This is a genomic window from Caballeronia sp. INML1 (genome assembly GCF_023631085.1).
GTDB classification, from domain to species: domain Bacteria; phylum Pseudomonadota; class Gammaproteobacteria; order Burkholderiales; family Burkholderiaceae; genus Caballeronia; species Caballeronia turbans.
Genome location: NZ_JALQDT010000024.1, coordinates 1 through 15,285, shown reverse-complemented (window position 1 = coordinate 15,285; position 15,285 = coordinate 1). Strand labels below are relative to the sequence as shown.

Below are 15,285 nucleotides of genomic sequence, written 5' to 3'. Positions count from 1 at the left end.
TCGTCATCAAGGGAATCGATATGGCGGGCGCGCGGGAAGATCGGCCGCATCGGGAAATCGGCACTACGCCGGGCGTCGCGATGCGGCCGTCGCGTTTTCTGCTGGGCGCGATGCTCGGATTCGCGGGTGTCGTGGGCGCGTCGGTGTTTCAGTGTGTCCTCGCGCACGCCGAACACGCCGGGCATGCATCGGTGGCCTGCGCGGCGACGTTGGCGGTGCTTGCGCTCGCGTCGTATCGGTGGATGCGGGCTCAGCCTTCGGCCATCGGCCTTCTGTCGGACGGCCTCACGATCCGGAGCCGGACCGGGGCGGTGCGGTACACGCGCATCGCGGGATGCGCGCAATGGAGTGGACAACTCCTCGTCCTGACGGTTCTGGACGCGCGTGAGCGGCGCGAAACGCTCGTCGTCGCTGCCGATTCCGTCGATTCCGATACCTTTCGGCAACTCTCGGTGCAGGCCCGCCGCGCCGCAGCTTCCCACCTGTAACGACTGTAACGGCACATGAGCGTACCGGTTGCCTTAAAGGCGGTAACGCTACAATAGCCCTCCGCGCAACACCCAAAGTTAAACGGATTTCACAGGTGAGCGAAAAAGAAATCGACCAATTGCTGGTCGAGCGTGTCCAGAAAGGTGACAAGGCCGCGTTCGAACTGCTGGTCGCCAAATACCACCGCAAGATCATTCGACTGATCTCGCGCCTCGTGCGCGACCCCGCCGAGGTCGAGGACGTCGCCCAGGACGCCTTCATCAAGGCCTACCGTGCGCTGCCGCAATTTCGGGGTGAATCGGCGTTCTATACCTGGCTCTACCGGATTGCCGTCAACACGGCGAAGAACTACCTTGCGACACAGGGCCGCCGCGCTCCCACTTCTACCGAGGCCGATGCTGAAGAAGCGGAAACTTTCTCCGACGCGGACCAACTAAGGGATATCAACACGCCTGAGTCGATGTTGATGAGCAAGCAGATCGCCGAAACGGTCAATGCTGCGATGGCGCTGTTGCCGGAGGAATTGCGCACTGCCATCACGCTCAGGGAAATTGAAGGTCTGAGTTACGAGGAAATCGCTGAAATGATGGATTGCCCGATCGGCACCGTCAGATCGAGAATTTTTCGTGCTCGCGAAGCCATTGCGGCAAAATTGCGTCCGTTGTTGGACACTCCCGAAGGCAAGCGCTGGTAGGCAGCGGAAATCCTAGGGGCAGGGACGCGATATCTGGGTTGGTGGTGTCACAACGGGGTGTGGTCAAGGATGGGGAGCATCATGGGGTCGGTCTCGATGCAGAATCAAACACAGGCGGGTTTGCGCGGCGAGCGCATGTCGGCGTTCGTCGACGGTGAATCGCTCGAAGAAATGGGCGGTGTCAGCCAGTTTCTCGCGGACCTGAAAAGCGACGAACGTGCAGCGTGGTCGGCCTATCACCTGATCGGCGACGCCCTGCGTTCCGACGATCTCGCGGTCAGCCCGGCGCGCAGCAGTGCGTTCATGGCCGCATTCTCCGAGCGCTTCGAGGCCGAAGCGCATGTGCTTGCTCCAGCCGCGGCGGCGAAAGCGCGGGGCGGCGTGCTGCGCCGTCGCGTGATGCCGGCCTTTGCGGTGGCCGCGGCCGCCGCCACACTGACGTGGATCGTCGTGCCGCAACTGCAAGGCGTGGGCGGCCGAGCCGGCACGCAGGTGGCGAGCGTCGCACCGGCGGATTCGATGCAGCGCGTCGCGCTCGCGTCGGTGCCCGCGGCAACCACGCGCACGCCGATCGTGGAAGCGAACATCATCCGCGACGCGGATCTCGATCAATACCTCGAAGCGCATCAGCAATTCTCCCAGCAGCCTTCGATGCCCGGTTCCATGCCTTTGATTCGCGCGGCGGCTACGTCGCAGGGCCAATAATTTGATGCTGAATGTGCGGTTGAATAAAACAAGATACTGGGGGCGGCTGCCGGCGTTGATGCTCTGCGCAGCCGCGTTGTTGACGGCGGCATCAGGTTCCTACGCCCAGGGAGACGATCCCGCCGCTGTTCGCAAGACAGCCGCCAGCCTGCTCAACCGCATTCATGAAGCGGCACAGCAGCAGAATTACGAAGGGACGTTTGTCTATCAACGCGGCGCGACGGTTCAATCGTCGCGTATCACGCATGTCGCGACGCGCGGCGACGGCGAATACGAATCGCTCGAAAGTCTCGATGGCGCGCCGCGCAAGATGCTGCGTCACGACGACGACATGTTCACGTTCGTGCCGGAACGGCATCTTCTCGTCGTCGAGCATCGGCAGAACCGGGATTCTTTCCCCGCGCTGCTCGCAACCAGCGGCGACCAGGTGCTCGCGGTCTACGAGCCGAAGCTTCTGGGCAGCGATCGTGTCGCGGGCGTGGACAGCCAGGTGCTGGAACTCGATCCGAAAGATTCCTGGCGATTCGCCTACAAGCTCTGGGCCGACGCGAAAACCGGCTTGCTGCTGCGCGCGCAGACGCTCGATCCGGACGGTCAGGTGCTCGAACAGCTTTCATTCTCGCAAGTGCGCATCGGCGGGCCGATCGACAAGGCGCCGATCGCGAACGGCATCCGCGGCACGTCGGGCTGGACCATCGTGCGGCCGCCCGTTCAGCCGGTCGACATGGAAGCGCAAGGCTGGCAACTGACGCCGAATATCGCGGGTTTTCGCAAGATTCGCGAGCTTCGCCGTCCGATGGCGTCGAGCCAGCAGGGCCAACCGCCGATTCCGGTCGATCAGGCCGTGTTTTCGGATGGCCTCGCGACGATCTCCGTTTTCGTCGAGCCGGTCGAAAAAAATACGCGCAAGGAAGGCGCGGGCAATAGCGGCGCCACGCATGTTTTGGTGAAGCGCCGCGGGGATTTCTGGATCACCTTGCTGGGCGAAGTGCCGCAAGCCACATTGCAGCAATTTGCTTCTACCATAGAATACAAGCCTTCCAAGTAATCCAGATCCCGGCCTTACATATGAGCAACTTCTCGCTGCGCAAGTTCATCGCGGCCGCGGCGCTCGCCGTGTGCCTGCCGTTCGTATCGCAATCTGCGTCAGCGGCGCCCACGGTGAACCTGCCGGACTTCACGACGCTCGTCGACAAGGTGGGGCCCTCGGTCGTGAACATTCGCACGACCTCGCGCGTTGGTTCGAGCAGCGACCTGCGCGGTCTGCCGCCGGGCCTCGATGAAGGCGATATGTCCGAGTTCTTTCGCCGCTTCTTTGGCATTCCGATGCCCGGTCAGCCTCCGCGTGGCGGCGGTGGCGGCAACAACGGCGGCGGTGGCAGCGGCGGCGACCAGGGCAAGGGCGGTAGCCGCAACGCGCCCGACGACAACCAGGACAACTCCGAGCAAAGCAGCGGTGTCGGCTCGGGCTTCATCCTGTCCACCGATGGTTACGTGATGACCAACGCGCACGTCGTCGACGATGCCGACACCATCTACGTCACGCTCACCGACAAACGCGAATTCAAGGCGCGGCTCGTCGGCGTGGACGAGCGCACGGACGTGGCCGTCGTGAAGATCAGCGCGACGAATCTGCCGGCGATCACCATCGGCGATTCGAACAAGGTGCGCGTCGGCGAGTGGGTGCTCGCAATTGGTTCGCCGTTCGGCCTGGACAACACGGTGACCGCGGGCATCGTCAGCGCGAAGGGCCGTGACACGGGCGATTACTTGCCGTTCATTCAGACCGATGTCGCCGTGAATCCGGGCAACTCAGGCGGTCCGCTCATCAACATGGCGGGCGAGGTGATCGGTATCAATTCTCAAATCTACAGCCGCACGGGCGGCTTCATGGGCATCTCGTTCGCGATTCCGATCGACGAAGCGATGCGCGTGGCGGATCAGCTGAAGGCGTCGGGCAAAGTCGTGCGTGGGCGCATCGCGGTGGCGATTGGCGAAGTGACAAAGGATGTCGCGGATTCGCTCGGGCTGCCGAAGGCGCAGGGCGCACTCGTATCTAGCGTCGAATCGGGCGGTCCGGCCGACCGGGCGGGCGTGCAGCCGGGCGACATCATCCTGAAGTTCAACGGCCAGAACGTCGAGACCGCGACCGATCTGCCGCGCATGGTCGGCGACACCAAGCCCGGTACCAAGACCACGCTGACGGTCTGGCGCAAGGGCCAGACGCGCGATCTGTCTGTCGTCGTGGCCGAGATGCAGCCGGACAAGGTCGCGAAGACCGAGCAGAAGAAGGCGCCGCAACCGAAGGAGCGCGCGAGTAATTCGCTCGGGATGGCGGTAAGCGACATTCCGGCCGACCAGAAGAAGGCGCTCAAGCTGTCGAGCGGCGTTCAGATCGATGCCGTCGAAGGGCCGGCGGCCCGCGCAGGCTTCCAGAAGGGCGACATCATCATGCGCATCGGCGATACGGATATCACGAGCGCGAAGCAGTTCCAGGAAGTCGCTCAAGGTCTGGACGCCAGCAAGATGGTCGCCATACTCGTGCGTCGCGGCGACAACACGCAGTTCGTGCCGCTGCGCCCGCGCGTGCCGGCGCAGAAGTAAGCGCATGACGTCGTCTTCGGGCGCGCCTTTTGTGCTGTACGGGCGCGCCTGGTGTCATCTCTGCGAGGAGATGCGGGCCGAACTGGAGCCGATCGCCGCGCGACACGGTATGGCGATCGAATGGATCGATATCGACGAAGATCCGCTGCTGGAGGCGCGCTACGACGAGCGCGTGCCCGTGCTCACGCTCGACGGCGTCGAGTTGTGCCAGTACCGGCTCGATCTTCGCGCCGTGTACGCGGTGCTCGGCGCGCGTGAGCCGTAAGTGCGGCAAAGGCGAAATCCGCCGGGCCACCCCCGTTTTCGGCTAAAATGCAGAAGTTTTCCCCCAAATTTTCAAGGCGTGCTCCGCGTTGGTGAGGGCGCGCCTTTTTCGCTTTTTTTGGCTTGCGGCACTGAATGGATCATATTCGAAACTTCTCGATCATCGCGCACATCGACCACGGCAAGTCGACGCTCGCTGACCGCATCATCCAGTTGTGCGGCGGCTTGTCCGACCGTGAGATGGAAGCGCAGGTGCTCGATTCGATGGACCTCGAGCGCGAGCGCGGCATCACGATCAAGGCGCAGACCGCGGCGCTCACCTACAAGGCGCGTGACGGCAAGGTCTACAACCTGAACCTGATCGACACGCCCGGGCACGTCGACTTCTCGTACGAAGTCAGCCGCTCGCTGTCCGCGTGCGAAGGCGCGCTCCTCGTGGTCGACGCGAGTCAGGGCGTCGAGGCGCAGACGGTCGCCAACTGCTACACCGCGATCGAGCTGGGCGTCGAAGTCGTTCCGGTGCTCAACAAGATCGACCTGCCGGCGGCAAATCCCGAAAACGCGATCGCCGAAATCGAGGACGTGATCGGCATCGACGCGACAGACGCCGTGCATTGCAGCGCGAAGACCGGTCTGGGCGTCGAGGACGTGCTCGAATCGCTGATCGCGAAAGTGCCGCCGCCGAAGGGCAATGTGGACGCGCCGCTGCAGGCGCTCATCATCGATTCGTGGTTCGACAACTACGTCGGCGTGGTGATGCTGGTGCGCATCGTCAACGGCACGCTGAAGCCGAAAGACAAGATCAAGATGATGGCGACCGGTGCGCAATACCCGGTCGAGCACGTCGGCGTATTCGCGCCGAAGTCGACGAACCTCGCGCAACTGTCGGCGGGGCAGGTGGGCTTCGTGATCGCGGGCATCAAGGAGCTGACGGCCGCAAAAGTGGGCGATACCGTCACCCTCTCGAATCGCGCCGCCGAAGCGCCGCTGCCGGGCTTCAAGGAAGTGAAGCCGCAGGTTTTCGCCGGTCTCTATCCGGTCGAGGCGAACCAGTACGACGCGCTGCGCGAATCGCTCGAAAAGCTGAAGTTGAACGACGCCTCGCTGCAATACGAGCCGGAAGTGTCGCAGGCGCTCGGCTTCGGTTTCCGCTGCGGCTTTCTCGGCCTGCTTCATATGGAAATCGTGCAGGAGCGGCTCGAGCGCGAGTTCGACATGGACCTCATCACCACGGCGCCGACGGTGATCTACGAGGTCGTGCAGCGCGACGGCACGACCATCTCCGTCGAGAACCCGGCGAAAATGCCGGAGCCGCCGAAGATCGAGGAAGTGCGCGAGCCGATCGTCACGGTGAACCTTTACATGCCGCAGGAATATGTCGGCTCGGTCATCACCCTGTGCACGGCCAAGCGCGGTTCGCAGATCAACATGCAGTATCACGGCCGTCAGGTCCAACTGACGTACGAAATCCCGATGGCGGAAATCGTGCTGGACTTCTTCGACCGCCTGAAGTCGACATCGCGCGGCTATGCCTCGATGGATTACGAGTTCAAGGAGTATCGCGCGGCCGATGTCGTCAAGGTCGATATGCTCATCAACGGCGACAAGGTCGATGCGCTGTCGGTCATCGTGCACCGCTCGCAAAGCCAGCATCGCGGCCGCGAAGTGGCGTCGAAGATGCGCGAACTGATTCCGCGTCAGATGTACGACGTGGCGATTCAGGCGACCATCGGCTCGAACATCATCGCGCGCGAAAACATCAAAGCGCTGCGCAAGAACGTGCTCGCGAAGTGCTACGGCGGCGACATCACGCGCAAGAAGAAGCTGCTCGAAAAGCAGAAGGCCGGCAAGAAGCGCATGAAGCAGGTCGGCTCGGTCGAAATCCCGCAAGAGGCTTTCCTCGCGATTCTGCGCGTCGATGAATGATGCTGGCGCCGCGAGGCAAACAACGATAACAACCGGAAGCGATTGATGAATTTCGCATTGATTCTTTTGATGCTCGTCGTCTTGACGGGTATTGCATGGGTGCTCGACAAACTGGTGTTTCTGCCGCAACGGCGGCGCGCCGCCGAGGCCACAGTGGCGGAGTTCGACCGCCAGCAGGAGCGCGTAGGGGAACGGTTCGCTGATGAAAACGCCGCGCAGACGCGCGCCCGCCTGCGCGACGACAAGCTGCGTCAGCCGTGGTGGCTCGAATACACGGCGAGCTTCTTTCCGGTGATTCTTGCGGTGTTCGTGGTGCGCTCGTTCATCGTCGAGCCGTTCAAGATTCCGTCGGGCTCGATGGTTCCGACCTTGCTCGTCGGGGACTTCATCCTCGTGAACAAGTACGAGTACGGTCTGCGCATGCCGATCACCAACACCAAGCTGACGAACGGCAGCCCGTTGAAGCGCGGCGATGTCGTGGTGTTCCGCTATCCGAAGGACGAATCGGTCGACTACATCAAGCGTGTCATCGGTCTGCCCGGCGACACGGTCGCGTATGAAGACAAGAAGCTCACGATCAACGGCAAGCCGGTGCCCGAAACGCCGCTGCCGGACTATTTCGATGACGAGCGCATCGGATACGCGAAGCAGTTCGAGGAAGACCTCGACGGCCGCAAGAACGCGATCCTGAACAATCCGCAAGTGCCGCCGTTTGTCGTCGGCGCGGACGACTTCCCGTTTCGCGACAACTGCAACTACAACGCGCAGGGCGTCACGTGCAAGGTGCCCCCGGGCAATTACTTCATGATGGGCGATAACCGCGACAACAGCGCGGACAGCCGCTACTGGGGATTCGTGCCGGACAACAACATCGTCGGGCGCGCGTTCTTCATCTGGATGAACTTCAGCAATCTGAAGCGCATCGGTTCGTTCCAGTGAAGCAAGTAACGCCGGTTGGTCTCCATCAGACGACCGGCGTTCGTCACGATTAAAACAAGCTTCGAAACGGCGTGAAGAAGCGCGGCTAACACCGTCTCGCCACGCGTTTTCCGGCGTCGGCCGGCGGAATCGTCCGCCCCCGCGCCCGCGTTATACTCTCTCCATGCCATCTTCTCCGTTGGAAAGCCGGCTGCGGTACGAATTTCGCAATGCGGAATTGCTGCGCCAGGCGATGACCCACCGCAGTCACAGCGCCACGCACAATGAACGGCTCGAATTTCTCGGCGATTCCGTTCTAAATTGCGTGGTGGCGGCGCTTTTGTTCCAACGATTCAGCAAACTCGATGAAGGCGACCTGTCGCGCGTGCGCGCGAATCTGGTCAAACAGCAGTCGCTTTACGAGATCGCGCAGGCGCTCAACGTGTCCGAAGGCCTGAGGCTCGGCGAAGGGGAACTGCGCAGTGGCGGTTTCCGCCGTCCGTCGATTCTGGCCGATACCCTCGAAGCCATCTTCGGCGCGATCTTCCTCGATGGCGGTTTCGACGCCGCATACACGGTCATCAAGCGGCTCTACACGCCGGTGCTCGATCACATCGATCCGCGCACCATTGGCAAGGATGCGAAGACGCTGCTGCAGGAGTATCTCCAGGGTCACAAGATCGCGCTGCCGACTTATACCGTGATCGCGACTCACGGCGCCGCGCACAATCAGCAGTTCGAAGTCGAATGTACGGTGCCGAAGCTCGACGTTAAGGTGTCGGGTTCCGGCGCGAGCCGCCGCGCCGCCGAACAGGCCGCCGCTAAAAAGGCGCTCGACGAAGTGGTGGCCGCCGCGCCGACGCTCGGCGTCAAGCCAAAGCGCAAGGGCGCGCGCGCCGCGAAGCAGGTCGAACCCGAAGTGGTCCCCGGCGTCACCGGCATTCAGACGGCACTCGATCTGCGTTCTCCCGACCGACGCGAGCGCCATCATGCTCAGCACGGCGCGCAAGCAGGCGCGCCGGAACGTCCGGCCACCGCGCCGCTCGCCGTGATCCGTGCGACGCATGTCGAGCCGTCCGCGGGCGCCTATGCCGCCGCCGACAAGCCCGACCGCGCCGTGATCCACAAGCCGGAGAAAGCGGCGAAAGGCGACACGATGCAGGCGTCCGAGCGAAGCGCCAACGCAGACAAGCCCGCGCCATCCGACGATCGCGACGACGAGCCCGCAGCCGACACCGAGACGCGCAACACCACGAGCCCGGATGTGATCGCGGGCCGCATCGTGCGTGCCGCCGACGCCGGCCACTGACGCGTGCCGCCGCGCACATCGCGCACACGCGCCCCAACGATTTCTTGCCGCACACATCTATGAACGCTCCTACTTCTTCCGGTTTCCGCTGCGGCATGGTCGCGATCGTCGGCCGTCCCAACGTCGGCAAGTCGACGCTGATGAACGCGCTCGTCGGTCAGAAGGTGAGCATCACCTCGCGCAAGGCGCAGACGACTCGTCATCGCATCACGGGCATCAATACGCTCGACGACGCGCAGTACATCTTCGTCGATACGCCCGGCTTCCAGACACGCCATAGCACCGCGCTCAACCGCTCGCTGAACCGTGCGGTGACGTCGACGCTGACTTCCGTCGATGCGATTCTTTTCGTGATCGAAGCGGGCCGCTTCGGTCCCGACGACCAGAAAGTGCTCGACCTGATCCCGGCCGGCACTCCCACGCTGCTGATCGCCAACAAGCTCGATCGCGTCGGCGACAAGGATTCGCTTTTTCCCTTCATGCAGCAGATGTCGGCGCTGCGCGAATTTCGCGAGATCGTGCCGCTGTCGGCCAAGCATCCTGAGGACATCAAGCGGCTTTTGTCCGTCGTGAAGCCCTATTTGCCGGAAGGCGAGCCGATCTACGGCGAGGACGATCTGACCGATCGCAGCGAGCGCTTCCTCGCGGCCGAAATCCTGCGCGAGAAAGTCTTTCGCTGGACCGGCGACGAGTTGCCGTACACGAGCACGGTGCTCATCGAAAAATTCGAGACCGAAGGGCGCCTGCGCCGCGTCTTCGCGACGATTCTCGTCGACCGCGACGGTCACAAGGCGATGATCATCGGCCAGAAGGGCGCGAAGCTGAAGCAGATCAGTACCGAAGCGCGACTCGACATGGAGAAGCTCTTCGATGGCCCCGTGTATCTCGAAACCTTCGTCAAGGTGAAGAGCGGCTGGGCGGACAACGAAGCCGGCCTGCGCGCATACGGCTACGAGTGATGCATGGACGACGGCTCGAACGACGCCCGGATGATTCCGCCCGCCGATGATCGTCCCGACGACGATTTCGACGCGGACGAGCGCCCGGCCACGCGCGCCGTGCCGAAGCGCAAGCGGGCGTCGCCGTCATCGTCGTCGTCCGTTACCGGGAGCGGCGAGAAGCGGCCACGCGCCGCGCCGCGCTCCGACTTTCGTATCGCCGAGCAGCCGGGCTTCGTGCTGCACAGTTATCCGTATCGCGAGACGAGCCTCATCATCGACGTGTTTTCGCGCGATTTCGGCCGTGTCGCGCTCGTCGCGAAGGGCGCGAAGCGTCCCCATTCCGCGTTGCGCGGCGTGCTGCAGACGTTTCAGCCGTTGGGCCTGTCGTGGTCCGGCAAGGGCGAAGTCCGCACGCTGACGACCGCCGAATGGGTGGGCGGCATGCTGCCACTGACCGGCGACGCGCTGCTCTGCGGCTTCTACGTGAACGAACTGCTCGTCAAGTTCTGCGCGCGCGAAGACGCGCATCCGGCGCTCTTCAACCACTACGTGCTGACGCTCTCGCGCCTCGCTCACGACGAGCCCGCCGTGCAGGTGTTGCGCTCGTTCGAGCGCGTGCTGCTGCGCGAAACCGGCTACGCGATGAATCTCACGCGCACCGTCACGCGCCAGCCGGTCGAGGCTGAAGGCCGCTACGTCTTCGATCCCGACCGCGGCGTGCGCGAAGCGTCGGACGACCTTCCCGCGCCCTGGCCGGTGATCTCGGGACAGACGCTCATCGACATGGAGCGCGACGATTACACCAGCCCGCAGACGGCCGCGCAGAGCAAAACACTGATGCGCTTCCTGCTGAACCACTACCTGGGCGGCGCGCCGCTCGCCACCCGTCAGATATTGATCGACCTGCAAAAACTATGAGCTTCTTTCTCTCATCGCCGGCGAGCGTGATCGATCTGGGCGTGAACATCGATCACGTCGCCACGTTGCGCAATGCGCGCGGCACGTCGTATCCCGATCCCATCCGCGCGGCGCTCGCCGCCGAAGAAGCGGGCGCGGACGCCATCACGCTGCACTTGCGCGAGGACCGTCGCCATATCGTCGATGCCGATGTGCGCACGCTGCGCCCGCTTTTGAAAACACGCATGAATCTCGAGTGCGCGGTGACGCGCGAGATGCTCGACATCGCGTGCGAGATCAAGCCGCACGATGTCTGCCTCGTGCCGGAAAAGCGCCAGGAAGTGACGACCGAAGGCGGCCTCGATGTCGCGGGCCGGTTCGAAGAAGTGAAGGCCGCGTGCAGGCAGCTCGCCGATGCGGGTGCGCGCGTATCGCTTTTCATCGATCCGGACGAGACGCAGATTCGCGCGGCACAGGAAGCGGGCGCGCCCGTGATCGAGTTGCACACGGGCCGTTACGCCGAGGCGCACGACGAAGCCGAACAGCAGCGCGAGTTCGAACGCGTCGCGTCGAGCGTCGATTTCGGCAACTCGCTCGGGCTCAAGGTGAACGCGGGCCACGGACTGCACTACACGAATGTCCAGGCGATCGCCGCGCTGCCGGGCATCGTCGAGTTGAATATCGGGCACGCGATCGTCGCGCACTCGATTTTCGCGGGCTGGGAGAACGCCGTGCGCGAGATGAAGGCGATCATGGTCGCGTCGCGCCTCGCGTCGATCCACACTCGCTGAGCGCGCACGTCATGGCCATCTACGGAATCGGCACGGACGTCGTGCAGGTGAGCCGCGTCGCGGCGGTGATGAAGCGCACGAAGGGGCGGTTTGCCGAAAAGGTGCTCGGCCCCGACGAGTTGCGCATCTATCACGCGCGCAACGCGCGCTCGGAAGTGCGCGGGCTCGCGTTTCTCGCGACGCGCTTTTCGGCGAAGGAAGCGTTCTCGAAGGCGATCGGCCTCGGCATGCGCTGGCCGATGACCTGGCGCGCGCTGCAGACGCTCAACGAGCCGAGCGGCAAGCCGATGATCGCCGCCTCCGGCGAACTGGCCGAGTGGCTCGCGCAACGCGGCATCACGGCGAAGATCACGGTCAGCGACGAGCGCGATTACGCGGTGTCGTTCGTCATTGCGGAAGTGCCCGATCAGGTCTGAGTTCAATCCAACCAACACACAACAATCCAATTGAATCCGATGAAACGCACTCCCGGGCCCGTCATGTTCGACGTCGCCGGCACGACGCTGAACGACGCGGATATCGAGCGCCTCACGCATCCGATGACGGGCGGCATCATTCTGTTCGCGCGACATTTCGAAAACCGCGCGCAGCTCGTCGCGCTGACGGATGCGATCCGCGCGGTACGCGACGATATCCTGATCGCTGTCGATCACGAGGGCGGGCGCGTGCAGCGCTTTCGCACGGACGGCTTCACAGCGCTGCCCGCGCCGGGCAAACTCGGCGAGCTTTGGGACCGCGACGTACTGGCCGCGACGAAAACCGCGACCGCGTTCGGCTACGTGCTCGCGGCGGAGTTGCGCGCGTGCGGCATCGACATGAGCTTTACGCCGGTGCTCGATCTGAATTACGGACAGTCCAAAGTCATCGGCGATCGTGCGCTGCATAGCGACCCGCGCGTCGTGACGATGCTCGCGAAGAGCCTGAATCACGGCCTCGCGCTCGCCGGCATGGCGAATTGCGGCAAGCACTTTCCGGGTCACGGTTTCGCTGAAGCCGATTCGCACGTCGCGCTGCCGACCGACGATCGCCCGCTCGAAGAAATCCTCGACACCGACGTGCGCCCGTATGACTGGCTCGGCATGTCGCTGTCATCGGTGATTCCGGCGCACGTGATCTACACGCAGGTCGACGATAAACCCGCTGGCTTCTCGCGCATCTGGCTGCAGGACATCCTGCGCGGCAAGCTTGGCTTCACCGGCGCGATCTTCAGCGACGATCTGTCGATGGAAGCCGCCCGCGCGGGCGGCACGCTCACCGAAGCGGCAACCGCCGCGCTGAGCGCGGGCTGCGACATGGTGCTGATCTGCAATCAGCCGGAGGAGGCGGGCAAGGTGCTGGAACAGTTGCGCTATACGCCGCCGAAGGCATCCGAACAGCGCCTGAGGCAGATGCGTCCGCGCGGCAAGGCGTTGCGCTGGAGCAAGCTGCAGGCGCAGGCCGACTATCAGGCAGCGCGCTCGCTCGTCAAAGAGACGCTCGGCTAAAACGAAAACGCCACGACCTGAATCGTGGCGCTTTGCTTCTGGAATCGTCGTGAATCACGACGATTCCAGCTTCATCCGCTGGAGCTTGTTGTAGAGCGTCTTCGGGCTGATGCCGAGCAGCGTCGCCGCGCGATGGCGCGTGCCGCCGACCGCTTCGAGCGTCGCGCGGATCAGCATGTCCTCGACGTCCGCGAGTGCCGTGCCGACCGTCACCTGCACGCTGCTGCCGTTCAGGCCGCGTCCGCCGAGACCGCCCGGCTCATCGACGCGCAGCGTTTCGATCGTCTCGCCTGACGCGTGATACGCGCGCCGCACGCGCTCGCGCATTTCGCGCACGTTGCCCGGCCATTCGCTCGCGATGCACTCTCGAATGAAAGCCGGACTGATCCGCTTCGGCGACCCGCTCGTGATCCCGGCGATGTGGTTCTCGCGGTTCAGTTCATCGACGAGCGTCTCCGCGATGAGTGCGATGTCGTCGTCGCGATCGCGCAACGGCGGCAGCACGATCGACGACGCCGACAGCCGCTGAAACAGATCCTCGCGCATTGCGCCGCTCGCGACCGCCTCGCGCATCGGCAAGCGGGAGGCGGCGATCAGCCGGAAGTCCGTCATGATGCGGTTGCTGCCGCCCACGCGCATGAACGTCTGCGAATCGAGCGCGCGCAAGAGCGCTTCCTGCTGCGCGGCCGGCAGCGAATCGATCTGATCGAGGAAAAGCGTGCCGCCGCCCGCCTGTTCGAGCAGGCCCGGCTCGCGGTTCTCCGCGCCGGCGAATGCGTTGCGTTCGTGGCCGAAGAGGACGCTTTCCATCGAACGCTGCGAGCCGTCGCCGTTGCGGCTCGCGGAGCAGTCGAAGGTGACGAACGGGCCTTTGCGCCGGCGGCTCAATTGATGGATCGTGCGTGCGGCGATCTTCTTGCCGGTGCCCGGCTCGCCGCAGATCAGCACGGCGGCTTCCGTCGGGGCAGTGTGCTCGATCAGATCGTAGACGTGCTGCATCGCGGCGCTGCGGCCGATCATGTCGCCGAAGTGGCCCAGCTCGCGCAGCGTCGAGCGCAGCGACTGGACTTCCTCGGTGAGCTCGTACGGCCTCGGAATGCGCGCGAGCAGGCTGCGCAAGCGCGGAATGTTCACCGGTTTCAGCAGGTAGTCCCAGATGCCGTGCCGCAGGCCTTCGATTGCGCTTTCGACCGTCGCGTTGCCGGTCATCACGATGACGGGCAGTGCGCCATCGGGCGGTTGCGACGGCAAGCTCGGCAGGAGGTCGAGGCCGGAGCCGTCCGGAAGATTCAGGTCGATCAGCACGACATCCGGGATGAAGCGGGTCAGCGCGGAGCGCGCTTCGGCGAGCGTCGTGGCGGTATCGACGGAAAAGCCGTCTGCCGTGAGGATCGCGGACAGGCCGGAGAGGCTATTGGGATCGTCTTCGACAATCAGTGCGTGTGGCATGGCGAACCAACGTATCAAAGTGGACTGTAGTGCGCCGTCTCCGCGTAGGATCCGGCGAGTCGTGGGCGGGCAACGGCGCCTCGTTCCGGCGTCTGGCGCGTAGCCCGCTGCGGTTTTCGTCCTGCGTTACTCGTTCTTCATCTCGTGTGCGAGCGCGTCATTGCGACCTGAGATGCAATTCGTTGCTGACGGATTGCACGCCCGGTACGCCTCGCGTCACGGCGAGCGCTTTCTGAATCTGTACCTCCGAATCCACATACCCCGACAACTGCACGACGCCGCGATACGTCGCGACGCTCATCGGCAAGACTTTCAGTTCCGGGTCCGCGACGAGCGCGGCTTTCACACGAGCGGCAAGCGCAGCGTCGTCGGTGATGATCTCGCTGGCCCCGTTCGTGTTCGCTGATGTCGCCGGGCTGGACTTGCAGCCGGCGGTGAAAGCGAACGCGGGCAATGCGAGCGCCGCGACGACCAGAAACCGGCTTCGGATGAAAGGCGTGCTTGGCATGTCGGTTCTGAAATCTGGATTTGCACGTTCGAGCAGAAATCGTGCCACGCAGTTATTTTTTCCGATGGAAGCGCTTCCCGCAGACCTTTCGCGGATACTTCATTTGATCGCAATCGAGCCTAAAGGGGGCGCGACCGGTAAAGTTTGCCTGAATTTGTCAAAAAATTCATGCAAAAGAAAAAGCGCCCGCGATGGGTAATGCCGTTCAGTTAGCGCTGCACGGCATTTTTGTTTATGGGGTGAGAAGTGGTTGTAAACGGAGCGCCGGGCTGTTAACTTTCCGGTGCGATGCTTGCCGACCACCTC

General features: G+C 63.6%; 17 protein-coding genes. 14 read left to right on the top strand and 3 right to left on the bottom strand.

Going from position 1 to position 15,285, the window contains the following annotated elements; translation table 11 throughout:
* The first annotated feature begins 20 nt into the window (after nt 1-20).
* The 14 genes from NCR38_RS09410 (at nt 21) to nagZ (ending at nt 13,022) form a co-directional block, all read left to right on the top strand.
* Nucleotides 21-488 (top strand): protein YgfX, encoded by a 468-nt coding sequence (locus tag NCR38_RS09410; RefSeq protein ID WP_250476887.1) that lies wholly within the window; start codon nt 21-23, stop codon nt 486-488.
* 95 nt (nt 489-583) lie between these two features.
* On the top strand, nt 584-1,183 hold the full coding sequence (gene rpoE / locus NCR38_RS09405) for an RNA polymerase sigma factor RpoE (protein ID WP_035501673.1): 600 nt from the start codon (nt 584-586) through the stop codon (nt 1,181-1,183).
* Nucleotides 1,184-1,264: 81 nt separating this feature from the next.
* Complete coding sequence (locus NCR38_RS09400) at nt 1,265-1,888, top strand: sigma-E factor negative regulatory protein (protein WP_250476886.1); 624 nt, start codon at nt 1,265-1,267, stop codon at nt 1,886-1,888.
* Between the two features lie 4 nt (nt 1,889-1,892).
* Nucleotides 1,893-2,936, top strand: a complete 1,044-nt coding sequence (locus NCR38_RS09395) for a MucB/RseB C-terminal domain-containing protein (RefSeq protein WP_250476885.1) — start codon at nt 1,893-1,895, stop codon at nt 2,934-2,936.
* A 20-nt stretch (nt 2,937-2,956) separates the two neighbouring features.
* On the top strand, nt 2,957-4,492 hold the full coding sequence (locus tag NCR38_RS09390) for a DegQ family serine endoprotease (RefSeq protein ID WP_250476884.1): 1,536 nt from the start codon (nt 2,957-2,959) through the stop codon (nt 4,490-4,492).
* 4 nt (nt 4,493-4,496) lie between these two features.
* Nucleotides 4,497-4,757, top strand: coding sequence for a glutaredoxin family protein (locus NCR38_RS09385; RefSeq protein WP_061120544.1), 261 nt, complete (start codon nt 4,497-4,499; stop codon nt 4,755-4,757).
* 134 nt (nt 4,758-4,891) lie between these two features.
* Complete coding sequence (lepA, locus tag NCR38_RS09380) at nt 4,892-6,682, top strand: translation elongation factor 4 (RefSeq protein ID WP_250476883.1); 1,791 nt, start codon at nt 4,892-4,894, stop codon at nt 6,680-6,682.
* 45 nt (nt 6,683-6,727) lie between these two features.
* Entirely contained in the window at nt 6,728-7,621 is an 894-nt protein-coding gene (lepB, locus tag NCR38_RS09375) for a signal peptidase I (protein WP_250476882.1), read from the top strand.
* 163 nt (nt 7,622-7,784) lie between these two features.
* Nucleotides 7,785-8,909, top strand: a complete 1,125-nt coding sequence (rnc, locus tag NCR38_RS09370; RefSeq protein WP_086961426.1) for a ribonuclease III — start codon at nt 7,785-7,787, stop codon at nt 8,907-8,909.
* A 59-nt stretch (nt 8,910-8,968) separates the two neighbouring features.
* Nucleotides 8,969-9,868 carry a GTPase Era gene (gene era, locus NCR38_RS09365; RefSeq protein ID WP_061120547.1) on the top strand — a complete coding sequence of 300 codons (900 nt, stop codon included), beginning with the start codon at nt 8,969-8,971 and terminating at the stop codon, nt 9,866-9,868.
* A gap of 3 nt (nt 9,869-9,871) precedes the next feature.
* A complete protein-coding gene (gene recO / locus NCR38_RS09360) occupies nt 9,872-10,768 on the top strand; it encodes a DNA repair protein RecO (RefSeq protein ID WP_061120548.1) in 897 nt (298 codons plus the stop codon).
* Nucleotides 10,765-11,538, top strand: a complete 774-nt coding sequence (gene pdxJ / locus NCR38_RS09355; RefSeq protein ID WP_061120549.1) for a pyridoxine 5'-phosphate synthase — start codon at nt 10,765-10,767, stop codon at nt 11,536-11,538. The genes recO and pdxJ overlap by 4 nt, the downstream gene beginning before the upstream one ends.
* A gap of 11 nt (nt 11,539-11,549) precedes the next feature.
* Nucleotides 11,550-11,954, top strand: coding sequence for a holo-ACP synthase (gene acpS, locus NCR38_RS09350; protein WP_061120550.1), 405 nt, complete (start codon nt 11,550-11,552; stop codon nt 11,952-11,954).
* 39 nt (nt 11,955-11,993) lie between these two features.
* The gene (nagZ, locus tag NCR38_RS09345; RefSeq protein ID WP_250476881.1) at nt 11,994-13,022 is read left to right on the top strand and encodes a beta-N-acetylhexosaminidase; all 1,029 of its coding nucleotides are present in this window, start codon (nt 11,994-11,996) and stop codon (nt 13,020-13,022) included.
* Nucleotides 13,023-13,076: 54 nt separating this feature from the next.
* Here nagZ and NCR38_RS09340 read toward each other — a convergent pair whose 3' ends face one another.
* The 3 genes from NCR38_RS09340 to NCR38_RS09330 all read right to left on the bottom strand — a co-directional run.
* The gene (locus NCR38_RS09340; RefSeq protein ID WP_061120552.1) at nt 13,077-14,471 is read right to left on the bottom strand and encodes a sigma-54 dependent transcriptional regulator; all 1,395 of its coding nucleotides are present in this window, start codon (nt 14,469-14,471) and stop codon (nt 13,077-13,079) included.
* Between the two features lie 157 nt (nt 14,472-14,628).
* A complete protein-coding gene (locus tag NCR38_RS09335) occupies nt 14,629-14,979 on the bottom strand; it encodes a BON domain-containing protein (protein ID WP_061120553.1) in 351 nt (116 codons plus the stop codon).
* A 99-nt stretch (nt 14,980-15,078) separates the two neighbouring features.
* Nucleotides 15,079-15,285, bottom strand: a 207-nt coding sequence (locus NCR38_RS09330; protein ID WP_250476880.1) for a hypothetical protein, incomplete at its 5' end; no start/stop codon positions are given.